Source organism: Bacillus sp. 01N45, from assembly GCF_056399205.1.
This window is the reverse complement of sequence record NZ_JBFTQW010000075.1, coordinates 1-365: the sequence shown is the minus strand read 5'-3', so window position 1 is coordinate 365 and position 365 is coordinate 1. Positions and strand designations below refer to the sequence as shown.

Here is a 365-nt window from a genome sequence, read left to right as displayed (position 1 = left end):
GAATCAGAACAAAAAATAGTTGTGGATGGTTTTGAATTATTTATTGATTCTATTTCTAAGCCTTTTGATTAGAGTGAGGTAAATCATAACATTTGGAGGGTAAAATGAGTTTGGATTTTGAACGTCCTATTATTGAATTAAAAGAGAAATTTGATGAATTAAAGAAAATTATGAAAGAAAATAATGTAGATTTATCGCCAGAAATTCATGTATTAGAAAAACGTTTAAATAAAATGCAAGATAAAATTTATTCTAATATTACACCTTTTCAACGAGTTCAAATTGCAAGGCTACGTAACCGGCCCACGACATTGGACTATATACCTTTATTGTTTACAAACTTTCTCTTGTTTACAAACTTTCTC

At 28.2% G+C, this 365-nt stretch carries 2 pseudogenes; both read left to right on the top strand.

Features of this window, described 5'->3' with window-relative positions:
* A pseudogene (locus AC1DMU_RS29790) lies at positions 1–72 on the top strand (MarR family winged helix-turn-helix transcriptional regulator); the annotation flags it as partial.
* A 32-nt stretch (positions 73–104) separates the two neighbouring features.
* A pseudogene (locus AC1DMU_RS29785) lies at positions 105–365 on the top strand (acetyl-CoA carboxylase carboxyl transferase subunit alpha); the annotation flags it as partial.